Raw genomic sequence first — 11,557 nt, 5'->3', positions numbered from 1 at the left:
TCCAGACTCCAACGGCCCAGCTCTTCGGGTATGAAGGCTGCTCCTGCATCGCTTCGCTGCTTCGTCCCTCTCTCGTTGTCGCTTTTCACAGTTCCAAAACAAAGAAAGCGAGAAAAATCGTCAGCACGACAATCGTATTGATGACCATGCCGACCTTTTTGCTGACGTCGTAGTCGAGTGCCGGAAAGCGCTCGGCAATTTTCATCCCACCGACAATCAGGCCGACCAGGACGAGCAGATTGACGATGATGTGCATATCGTAGACATGGACATCGATATAGCGAACCAGTATGACTGAAAATGCCAGAATGATGCCGTTGACAATGTGGATTCTTTTCATAATAGCTCCTTCAATTCGTTTTCAAGAAATGGTTTGGCGGCCAATAAACCCGTGAACTGGCGATAGCGCTCCAACTGGCCGGCTTCCGGTTTCCTCCCGGTTTTATAGGCGCGGATCAAAATGTTCTTCGGCGTATGTTCCATGTCGATGAATTCCATCAATTGTGTTTCATAACCGACCAGCGACAACAGTTCAGCGCGGATGGAATCGGTCGCGAGGGCGCTGAATCGTTCTTTGATCAATCCATGCTGCAGCATGATGCCGAGTTCCGGTGAATTGATCTGGTGGTTCAATTCACTTTGGCAGCACGGCACGCTGAGAACAACTTTCGCATTCCATTTGACGGCCCGCGCCAATGCCATATCCGTCGCAGTATCGCAGGCGTGCAGCGTCACGACCATATCGACTGCAGATTCCGCGTTGTATTCATTGATGTCCCCGACAAGAAACTCCAATTGATCATAGCCCAGATCCTCTGCGATTCCGCGGCATTCCTCGATCACTTCTCTTTTCAGATCAAGTCCGGTCACCCGGAGATCGAGTCCTTTTTCAATGCGCAGGTAATGGTAAAGCGCGAAAGTCAGATACGATTTACCCGAACCGAAATCGAGGATGCGGACGGTCCGGTCTTTCGGCAGATGAACCAGCGAATCATCAATAAATTCGATAAAGCGGTTGATCTGACGGAATTTATCGTATTTCTGTTTTTTTACGCTGCCATCTGAATTCTGCACGCCCAGGCGCACAAGAAACGGATAGGGAATGCCGTCTTCCAGCAGATATTGCTTTTTGCGGTTATGGGAAAGCTGCGCCTGTTTCTTTTCTGTTTGCTCCGTTTTCCAGCTCACTTTAAATTTCTTTGACAGCTGGATCTGCACTTTTTCTTCATTGAACTGAAACAGGCCCTGGCGAAACTCCGCGAATAAATTCTCCAATTCTCCGGCCGCTTCCTCCACTGTCAGGTTCTTATGCTTCAGCACATGCTCGTGCTGGTATTCAAATTGTATATAATAACTGCTTTTGATTTCAACCGGTTTTAATTTGACACGTTTCAGGTTGGCGGATTTCTGGCGGGGCTGGCTGATGGTCGCTGATACCAGTTGATTATCCGTGAATCGTTCCATTAATTGCTGGTGCATTTCTTGTAATTCCATTATATTTCCTTTCCTGATCCATAATAAGACAAGTTTATCACGGATTCGGCAAAATGAGGGAGGCAGCTGTTTTACGGAAAATCTATTTGAAAATTAAATTTATCGGAATTTTATGATAACATAATAAAGGAATAGAAAACGCTTACAGCATGGGGGGATTTTAATGGCGATTTTACAGCAGACAGTGGGGCAAGTGGTGCGTGAACGGGCGGCTCTTCACCCGGAAACCGAAGCTTATGTCTATCCGGAACATGGCATCCGTAAAACGTATAAGGAATTTGACCAGGAAACAGACAGGCTGGCCAAAGCTTTTATTGGCATCGGCATAGAAAAAGGTGAACATATTGCCATTTGGTCGGACAATAAACGCGAATGGCTGCTTAGCCAGTTTGCCACAGGGAAAATGGGCGGCGTGCTGGTGACGGTGAATACGAGCTACCAGTCGAGCGAACTTGAATATCTATTGAAGCAATCGGATGCAACAACTTTAGTATTAGGGGAAGAATTCAAAGGAAACAATTATATCGATATTATTAATGCGGTATGCCCGGAGTTGAAGGTCTCTGACAAGGGCAACATCCAATGCGGTAAATTGCCGCATTTTAAACGTGTGATCGTCATGGGTGAAAACAGTTACCCCGGCATCTACACATGGAGCGAATTTGAGTCCTTTGCAGATCGGGTGTCACATGAGCAACTGGAAGAACGCTTCAATTCAATGGATCCGGATGATGTCATCAATATTCAATACACGTCCGGCACGACCGGCTTTCCGAAAGGCGTCATGCTGACGCATCTCAACGTCGTCAATAACGGAAAGCTTGTTGGCGATACGATGAACCTGACGGAGCGGGACCGCTTGTGTATTCCGGTGCCTTTTTTCCATTGTTTCGGCTGTGTTCTTGGGACGATGGCGGCGGTTACGCATTCAACGACGATGGTCATCGCTGAACAATTCGAACCGAAAAGTGTGCTGCAGATGGTGCAGGACGAAAAGTGCACAGGACTTCACGGTGTCCCGACAATGTTCATTGCAGAATTGAACCATCCTGATTTTGCATCCTTCGATACATCAACGCTCCGCACGGGCATCATGGCCGGTTCGCCGTGTCCGATTGAAGTGATGAAAAAAGTGATCAGTGACATGGGTGCATCGGAAATCACAATCGCTTACGGGCAAACGGAATCTTCACCGGTCATCACCCAGACGCGGGCAGATGACAATATCGAAAAACGCGTATCGACGGTCGGTAAACCCCATTCGGAAGTGGAAGTGAAAATCATCGATCCGGCCACCGGCGAAACGGTGCCGGCTGGAGTGCCGGGAGAACTGTGCACACGCGGCTACCATATCATGAAAGGCTATTATCAGAATGAAGAGGCGACCCGAAACGCAATCGATCCGGACGGCTGGCTCCATACCGGGGATATTGCCGTGGAAGACGAAGATGGCTATATCGCCATCACCGGCCGCATCAAAGACATGGTGATCCGCGGAGGCGAAAATATCTATCCCCGGGAAATCGAAGAATTCCTGTACAGTCATCCCGCTGTCCAGGATGTTCAGGTGGTCGGTGTGCCGGATCCGAAATACGGAGAAGAATTGATGGCCTGGGTCATCCTGAAAGAAGGGGCACAATTGGATGCTGAAGAGTTGCGTGAGTATTGCACAGGCAAAATTTCACGCCATAAAATTCCGCGTTATTTCGAATTCACAAAAGAATACCCGATGACGGCTTCAGGCAAAATCCAGAAATTCAAGCTCCGGGAGCTGTCCGCTGAACGGGCGGGGAGCAGCCAGGGATAAGCAGACACCATATTTATTTGAATAAAACCTGTTCTATAGAAAAGGCACTGCAATCCATTGCAGTGCCTTTTCCCTTATACCGGGAACAGCAGATTACCAGGAACAGTAGATATTTGTTTAATTGCGTGGTGGAAAGGGGAAAGTGTTAGAATAGCAGGTATTTGAGACACGGGCACCGCTGAAAGCCATGTATGCACTTTCGGGAGTTGGATGGAGCGATTGAAATGGTTATGACAACGCTGATCTATATTATCGGATTTATACTCATTCATTTATTCTCAAAAAACATGAAGTTCCTGGACGCCGTTCCCCGCAGCCGTTTTCTTTCTGTTGCAGGCGGTATTTCTGTAGCGTATGTATTTTTGTTCCTTTTGCCTGAACTTGGCCATTTCCAGCGGGAACTTGAAGGGGAATTGGACAATGGGGGCTGGGCTTTCATTGAAAGCCATATTTATATAGTCGCTATGTTAGGGTTGGCCATTTTTTACGGGCTGGAAGTAATGGTAAAGCAATCAAAAAGAAGAACTGAAAATAAGGAGAAAGCAGGAAAAGGGGTTTTTTTGGTTCACATCGGCTCTTTTGCTTTATATAATTTTCTGATCGGATACTTATTGGTTCACCAGCATGATATTAGCAGCTGGGGAGCATTCTTTTATTTTTTTGCGATGGGCCTTCATTTCATCACCAATGACAAGTCTTTGCGAAGCTCCCACAAAAAGGATTACGACAAATACGGCAGATGGCTTTTGACAGCGGCAATAGCTTGTGGATGGATTGCCGGTATTTCCACCGAAGTTTCAGGGGTCGTCGTTTCGATTCTGGTAGCGCTATTGGCTGGAGGGGTCATATTGAATGTGATGAAAGAAGAGCTTCCGGAAGAACGGGAAAGCAGTTTCCTGCCATTCGTCATTGGCATGGTTTCTTATTCTGTTTTATTGCTTTTAATATAAAATCAAAAAGCTAGCATTTTTTAACTATAAAAGTTATAATTTATCCATATAATAGGTACTATAGTTCAAGTCTTTCAAACTACTAACCTATGAGGTGGCCAAATTGGTTAAAGAAGAGGAACGAGTCGTTTTCGTATACGAACTAGATAAACTGCGCCATGAATATCGAAAATGCACAGACCCCTCAATGCGACTGCAAATTGGAGAGGATATTTCACTATTGCAATACGTCATCAATAAGTCGGAAAACGAATCGGACGAATGGAGAAAGAGATGATTATTGACCCGCAAATCAAAAGATGCGGGTTTTTTCGTGCCTGAAAAACTGTTATTTCCCGGGAAATAAATCGAGGGAAATTTGTTAACAAGGCTGTAACAATATCAGCGAATATGCTCTTTTGGGCAGGCGCTTGCAACGGATTCTGCACTGCTATGCTTTATAATAGGAGTATATGAATGGAGAGGAAGAGCGCCATGAAAGACTTGAAACTGCTGGCTTTTGAACGGAAAACTGGAATAAGTCTACTGATCGTGCTGTCTTTGCTGAAAGGGGCGGCGATGATTGGCCAGGCTCTATTTTTCGTTCTTGTGGTAGATGGAGTCTTCATTAAAGATAAAAGTTTTGAAGATGTGGTCCCTTATTTGTTTGCTCTTTTAGCGGCCCTTGTCATCCGTTCGGCATCCAGTTATGGAATCGGCCGGACGGGTGTCGATATGGCGGCGTCTGTGAAAAAGCAGCTGCGCCTGAAATTGATCAATTCGTATAAGGGAGATCCTTTATTGTCGACCGCCGAAAGCCATTCCGGACAAAAAGTCAGCTTGCTGCTGGACGCAGTCGATGAAACGGATGGCTTTTTCAGTAAATATATTCCTCAATTGATGCAAAGCTATATCATTCCGCTGATGCTGCTCGCGGCAATCGTTTCCCAAAACTGGACGACGGGGCTGATCATTCTGGTCACGGCACCATTTATCCCTGTGTTCATGGCAATTGTGGGCAAACGGACAAAAGAAAAAGCGGATGAGAAGATGGACCAGCTGAACAGGTTTTCGGGAACATTCCTGGATATTCTTCAGGGACTGACAACGCTGCGCCTGTTCGGACAAGGGGAAAAGCAAAAAGAGAAAATTGAAAAAAGCAGTAAGAATTTCCGTGAATCCACTATGGATGTCCTGAAATCAGCCTTTCTATCGTCATTGACCCTTGAATATATCTCGATGCTGAGCATCGGGCTCATTGCCCTTGAAGTTGGCCTTCGTCTCGTCGTTTTTGATAACCTCAGCTTTTTCAGTGCTTTCTTCATCATGATTCTTGTTCCTGATTTCTTTATGATGCTGAAAGATTTTGGCAGCGCGTTCCACAGCGCCCGCGGCAGTCTGTCTGCTGCTCAATTGCTGGACGAAGAGTTTTCGAAAGACAGAAAACCGGTAGTGTGGGGAGAAGTTGAACTGAGAAAAGAACAGATTCCGCATATTCGTCTTGAAAATATCAACTTCACCTATAACCGCGATTTCGAATTGCGTAATGTGTCGCTGGATATTGAACCTGCCAGCAAAATTGCCATCATCGGCAGAAGCGGTTCAGGAAAGACGACATTGCTGCATATTATCGCCGGATTATTGCCGGTCAGGGATGGCGCTGTTCTAATAGAAGGAAAAAATCGTGAAGATATCGATGAAAGCTCCTGGTTCCATCAGCTGAGTTATATTTCCCAGTCCCCTTATCTCTTTGCGGGAACCATCAGAGAGAACATTGCAATCGGCGTCAGTGGGGAGCCGGTGCAACATGAAATTGAGGAGGCCGCGGAAAAAGCGGGGCTGTCAGAATTGATCGATTCGTTGCCCGATGGCTACAACACGCTTGTGGGTGAAGGGGGAAGGGGCTTATCCGGAGGGGAAAAGCAGCGTATCGCCCTGGCCCGCGCGTTCTTGAAGAAACCGACGATCATTCTTTTCGATGAGCCGACGACAGGACTGGATCTGCATACTGAGCGCATCCTGCAGCAATCCATTGCTGAACTGTCACGAAACGCAACAATTATCACCGTTGCCCACCGATTGCATACAATTCGCCACTCTGATCGGATTGTTTATCTTGAGAATGGAAAAGTCGCTGCAGCTGGCACTCATGAAGAACTTGCTTCCGAATTTGAACCATACCGGAATCTGTTGCCGCTTCAGCAGGGAGGTGCACTGCGTTGAATGAATTAACACAAGTGTTGAAATTGACTTTGCGTGAAAAAAGGGACGTTTCGCTGGCCATCATTTTCGGTGTGCTTGCCGGTCTGGCGAGCGTGGCGTTACTCGCTTCAAGCGGATATCTGATTTCCAAAGCGGCATTGACCGGCCAGATCACGGTATTGATCGTTATTGGCGCATGTTTGAAGCTGTTCGGACTCGCTTCAGCAGTGAGCCGTTATTCGGAGAGGCTGTTTTCTCACAGAGCAACCTTTACGATGCTCGGCAACTTAAGGGTGTCATTTTTCGAGCGGCTGGCACCCGTTGCGCCGGAGCTCTACAGCAAATACAGAAGCGGGGATTTACTGGCACGGATCATCGGGGATGTTGAGAGTCTGCAGAATTTCCTGCTTCGCGTCTTCTATCCGCCGGTAGTGCTGCTGCTTGTGTTCAGCGGCACGATCCTTTTCACTCTTTATTTCTCCGTTTACACAGCGATTCTTTTGGCGATCGGCTATCTGTTGACGACAGTGGCTGTGCCGGCATATTTTGCCTGGCGGAAACGGCGCAATGACTGGCGGACGAGAGAAAGCAGAGGGGCATTATCAGCGGAAGCGGCTGAATTTCTGTACGGCTTCCGTGATTTGAAAATTCACCGCAAGCTGACGGACAAAGAACAGCAATTGACCGCGCTGGTTGATACGTACAATGAAGAACAGATCAAGGAAGGGAAAGAAGAAGTCTACAGCCAATCCGTCAATGGACTGATTGCCTTTCTGGTGTCATTGGGGATTCTTGCAACCGGTGCTTATTTCACAGCTGCCGGTGAATTGGAAGGATTATACCTGGCGATGCTTGTGATGATTTCTTTTGGTGTTTTTGAAAACATCTCACCGATGGCCGCATTTCCTGGACATTTTGAAGAAAGCCGAAAAGCGGCTGTCCGGCTGGAGGAAGTGGTGGGCGAAGAACCCCGCCTGAAGAAAACTGAAGAGCTCCCGGCTGGGCCGCTGTCTGTTTCGGCGAGAAGTCTGAGTTACGCATTCCCGGGAGAACAACGTCCGGCATTGAAAGATGTCTCATTCGATCTTCCGGCAGGGAGCAGGACGGCAATTGTCGGACCCAGCGGATCCGGAAAATCGACGCTGCTCTCTGTATTGATGGATGTCCTTCCGGCTTCAGGCGGTCAGATCCTTCTCAACGGAAAAGATTCCGAAGAGTTTTCACAGGAGAGTATATGGCACAGGATAAAAGCAGTGCTGCAGGACAATCACTTTTTCTATGGAACTATCCGGAGCAATCTGCAGATCGCCGACTCTGAGGCCACTGATGCCCAAATGACTGAGGCTTTAGAAAAAGTGGAGCTTGGTGGTTTCTCACTCGATATGCAAGTTGAAGAAAAAGGGCAGAACCTTTCCGGAGGCGAAAGGCAGCGGCTGGCCATCGCAAGAGCCATGTTGAAAAAAGGGGAATTGTGGATGCTGGATGAACCGGTTTCATCAGTCGATTCTGCAACCGGCCATCTCATCTATGAACGGCTGTTCCGTGACCATCCGGAGGACACGTTCATCATCGTCAGCCATGATCTCACAGGACTTGAAAAGATGGACCAGATTCTTGTGCTTGAAAATGGCCGGTTGATTGAAAGCGGTTCGTATGATGAATTGATGGCTCAGCAAAGCTATTTCTACGAGCTGAAGGAAATCGAACAGCAGGTTTTGGCGTAAAGCAGCAGCATAAATAAATGTGAAAGCCGCCGGGAGTTTCCCGGCGGCTTTCGTATCTTTTTTCATTTGGAAAGAAAGTCCTGTTCCCTTTTCGCGTCTTCCAATTTCATCTGTTCCAGTTCAAGCCGCAATTTCTGCGTTTCAATCACGTAATTTTCATGCTTCAGCCTCTCAAGCTCGACTTCGCTTTCAATCATCTTGTGCTTCAGCTTGGTTTGTGTTTCCAGATGGGATGTGATGATGGCCGCCAACGGTATGGAGAAAATCATAATAACTGCAACCAGATAAATCATGGAATCCACCTCATTTTATGGGACATATGTTGGATTTATTATACACTAACGAGCCTGTGAGAGAAAAGGATTTCATCCAGCCGGCAAATACATGACAAGTGTCATGTATTAAACCGTGCGTTTATGACTTATTCATGATTCCCTTTTTGATTATTATTAGGTTAATAAGTTATCCGGATGCAGTCCGTCCGAATGAGGAGGAAGATCATGAGTAAAGAAAAAACAGCGCAACTCCGCAAATTCGTGAAACCTTTTGAACAGGCAGATGTAAAAGCAAGCGTACGGCAATTGGTGAACACCATTCCGCCATTTATTCTGGCATGGTTTTTAGCCTACCAGGCACTCGACGTGTCGATTTGGCTGACAATCGCATTGTCGGCAGTGGCAGCGGCATTTGTCATCCGTACTTTCATCATTTTCCATGACTGCACACACGGTTCGTTCTTTAAAGACAAAAAAGCGAACGCGGTTGTCGGAACGATTACCGGTATCATGACGTTATTCGCTTATGAAAAATGGAAACGCGAGCATTCGATCCATCACGCTTCAAGCGGAAACCTTGATAAACGCGGAGTCGGCGATATCTGGGTCATGACGATCGAGGAATATGTGGAAGCATCAAAATGGGAACGTTTCAAATACCGTATGTACCGCAATCCACTGGTCATGTTCGGACTTGGGCCATTATTCCTTGTACTGATTTCAAGCCGTTTCAACCGTAAAGACGCACGTCAAAAAGAGCGCAACAATACGTATCTGATCAACATCTCTCTTGTCGTGATTTACTCTCTTCTTATTTGGGCAATCGGCTGGCAGGCCTTCCTGATTGTTCAGGGCACGACAATGTTCATCGCCGGTGCACTCGGCATCTGGCTGTTCTATGTACAGCACACATTTGAAGATTCGTATTTTGAAGATGAAAGCGAATGGGATTATGTAAAAGCGGCTGTTGAAGGAAGCTCGTATTACCAGCTTCCGAAAGTTCTGCAATGGGTAACAGGGAACATCGGTTTCCACCATGTGCACCACTTGAGCCCGCGTGTTCCGAACTATAATCTGGAAAAAGCACACGAATCGACGCCTCCACTTCAGCAGGCAACAACGATCAACCTTGTTTCGAGCCTTAAATCATTGCGTTATAAAGTGTATGATGCAAAAAATAAAACCTTCGTCACATTCGGCGACATCAAACATTTGCTGCAGGATTCAAAGAAGACTGCGCAAGACTGATTTGAAAAACCATTCCCCGGCGGAATGGTTTTTTCTTTTATCAGGAGTTTGGTATGATGAGTAATAATAGCGTTATGAGGAGGAGCTTATGCAAAGCTGGTATCAATTATTCCCGAAAAACCCGTGGCTCAGCCTGTATGCGTGGCTCATTTTCTGCATTTTGCCTTTCTTCTTCATTTTCCGGTCGTCATCTCCGGTAGAAATCGGGATCGGCATCGCCCTTTTGGGGCTGTTCTTTCTGGCGTACCGTCTGTCCGTCAATTCCCGGACAGGCTTTGTTTATGTATGGGTAAGCATCGAAATGGCCATCAACATCATTTTAACCTATCTTTTCGGCTATGTTTATCTGGCGATTTTTTTGGCGTTCTTCATTGGCAATTTACGCAATAAAGTCGGCTTTTATATAGTTTACGGCATCCACATCGGAACGACGATCGTAACAGTGGCACTCGGCATCATTTTTCACAGCAGTCTGTTCCTCTCCCAGCTGCCGTTCATTGTGCTGACCGTTCTTGGAGTCATTCTTTTGCCCTTCAACACCTATAACCGCAATAAACGCGAAAAACTGGAAGACCAGCTTGAAGATGCCAACAAGCGCATTTCGCAATTGGTTATAATAGAAGAAAGAGAGCGGATTGCACGGGATCTTCATGATACGCTCGGCCAGAAGCTGTCGCTGATCGGCCTGAAAAGTGATCTCGCCAGCAAACTCCTGTACCGCGATCCGGAAGCTGCGCTGAATGAAATCAATGACGTCAGGCAAACGGCCCGAACGGCTTTGAAAGAAGTACGCGAACTGGTGTCGGATATGCGCGGCACAAAACTTGAGGATGAGTTGCTGCGGGTTCAGCAGATTTTGAAAGCGGGAGAAATCGATTTTGTCCTGTACGGCAGCCCGAAACTCAAAAATACGCCTCTGCTCGTGGAAAATGTGCTGAGCATGTGCCTGAAAGAAGCGGTCAATAACGTCGTCAAGCACAGCCAGGCGACAAGGTGCACCATCCTGATCAAACAGACGCCGCAGGAAGTATTGGTGCAGGTTCAGGATGACGGCGTCGGATTGCCCGAAACAGGCGCTTTCATGCATGGCAATGGTTTGGCGGGTATGCGGGAGCGCCTTGAATTCATCAACGGTTCCGCTGACATTAAAGGAACGGACGGAATGACCCTGAATATCCGGGTGCCCAACGTGATACTTTATAATTCCAAGGGGGAGATGGCATGATTCGAATCGTACTCGCTGAAGATCAGCGGATGATGCTGGGAGCACTCGGCTCTTTGCTTGATCTGGAGGAAGATATGGAAGTGGTCGGAATGGCCCCGAACGGCCAGGAGGCAATCGAACTGGTGGAGAGACTGAATCCCGACATCTGTATTATGGACATTGAAATGCCGCTGAAGAGCGGCCTGGATGCCGCTGAGCAATTGAAAGATCATCCGTGCAAAGTGATCATCCTGACGACTTTTGCCCGGTCCGGCTATTTTGAGCGTGCACGCGCTGCCGGCGTCAGCGGCTATCTCCTGAAAGACAGTCCAAGCGAGGATCTCGCGACGTCCATCCGCAGCATCATGGCCGGCCGCCGTATCTACGCGCCTGAACTGGTGGACCTCGCCTTTGAAGCCGATAATCCGCTGACCGAAAGGGAGAAAGAAGTAATGGAACTGATTGCGCAGGGCCGCAGCACAAAAGAAATCGCGAACGAGTTATTCATCACATCCGGGACAGTGCGCAATTATATCTCCACCATCCTTGATAAACTGGAAGTCGGCAATCGCATCGAAGCCATTTCACGTTTCAAGGAAAAAGGCTGGTTCAAGTAAAAGATTCTGAACTATAAACAGAAACAGAAAAGCCGGCGAAGAAAAAGAGCTCTTTTT

The 11,557-nt window shown here is 47.3% G+C and carries 10 protein-coding genes; 7 read left to right on the top strand and 3 right to left on the bottom strand.

Annotated features, from left to right (window positions below):
* Positions 1 to 85: 85 nt before the first annotated feature.
* Together KW93_RS09145 and KW93_RS09140 are read right to left on the bottom strand one after the other, a co-directional pair.
* Positions 86 to 340 (bottom strand): hypothetical protein, encoded by a 255-nt coding sequence (locus tag KW93_RS09145; RefSeq protein WP_033542700.1) that lies wholly within the window; start codon positions 338 to 340, stop codon positions 86 to 88.
* Complete coding sequence (locus KW93_RS09140; RefSeq protein ID WP_033542699.1) at positions 337 to 1,494, bottom strand: class I SAM-dependent methyltransferase; 1,158 nt, start codon at positions 1,492 to 1,494, stop codon at positions 337 to 339. The genes KW93_RS09145 and KW93_RS09140 overlap by 4 nt, the downstream gene beginning before the upstream one ends.
* A 163-nt stretch (positions 1,495 to 1,657) precedes the next feature.
* Between KW93_RS09140 and KW93_RS09135 the strand changes: the two genes are divergently transcribed.
* The 4 genes from KW93_RS09135 (at position 1,658) to cydC (ending at position 8,156) form a co-directional block, all read left to right on the top strand.
* The gene (locus KW93_RS09135; protein WP_200883332.1) at positions 1,658 to 3,301 is read left to right on the top strand and encodes an AMP-binding protein; all 1,644 of its coding nucleotides are present in this window, start codon (positions 1,658 to 1,660) and stop codon (positions 3,299 to 3,301) included.
* A gap of 224 nt (positions 3,302 to 3,525) precedes the next feature.
* Positions 3,526 to 4,251 (top strand): hypothetical protein, encoded by a 726-nt coding sequence (locus KW93_RS09130; protein WP_033542698.1) that lies wholly within the window; start codon positions 3,526 to 3,528, stop codon positions 4,249 to 4,251.
* Between the two features lie 474 nt (positions 4,252 to 4,725).
* On the top strand, positions 4,726 to 6,453 hold the full coding sequence (cydD, locus tag KW93_RS09125; protein WP_033542697.1) for a thiol reductant ABC exporter subunit CydD: 1,728 nt from the start codon (positions 4,726 to 4,728) through the stop codon (positions 6,451 to 6,453).
* Entirely contained in the window at positions 6,450 to 8,156 is a 1,707-nt protein-coding gene (gene cydC, locus KW93_RS09120; RefSeq protein WP_033542696.1) for a thiol reductant ABC exporter subunit CydC, read from the top strand. The genes cydD and cydC overlap by 4 nt, the downstream gene beginning before the upstream one ends.
* A 62-nt stretch (positions 8,157 to 8,218) precedes the next feature.
* Here cydC and KW93_RS09115 read toward each other — a convergent pair whose 3' ends face one another.
* Positions 8,219 to 8,449 carry a hypothetical protein gene (locus KW93_RS09115; protein WP_033542695.1) on the bottom strand — a complete coding sequence of 77 codons (231 nt, stop codon included), beginning with the start codon at positions 8,447 to 8,449 and terminating at the stop codon, positions 8,219 to 8,221.
* A 207-nt stretch (positions 8,450 to 8,656) separates the two neighbouring features.
* Between KW93_RS09115 and KW93_RS09110 the strand changes: the two genes are divergently transcribed.
* The 3 genes from KW93_RS09110 (at position 8,657) to KW93_RS09100 (ending at position 11,500) form a co-directional block, all read left to right on the top strand.
* Positions 8,657 to 9,679, top strand: coding sequence for a fatty acid desaturase (locus KW93_RS09110; RefSeq protein WP_033542694.1), 1,023 nt, complete (start codon positions 8,657 to 8,659; stop codon positions 9,677 to 9,679).
* An 88-nt stretch (positions 9,680 to 9,767) separates the two neighbouring features.
* Positions 9,768 to 10,904, top strand: a complete 1,137-nt coding sequence (locus KW93_RS09105) for a sensor histidine kinase (protein WP_033542693.1) — start codon at positions 9,768 to 9,770, stop codon at positions 10,902 to 10,904.
* Entirely contained in the window at positions 10,901 to 11,500 is a 600-nt protein-coding gene (locus KW93_RS09100; RefSeq protein WP_033542692.1) for a response regulator transcription factor, read from the top strand. Before KW93_RS09105 ends, KW93_RS09100 begins: the two co-directional genes overlap by 4 nt.
* Positions 11,501 to 11,557: the final 57 nt, after the last annotated feature.

Origin of the sequence: Planococcus sp. CAU13, assembly GCF_000775575.1 — a bacterium.
In the GTDB taxonomy this organism is placed as follows: Bacteria; Bacillota; Bacilli; order Bacillales_A; family Planococcaceae; genus Planococcus.
This window is presented reverse-complemented; position numbering and strand designations above follow the sequence as displayed.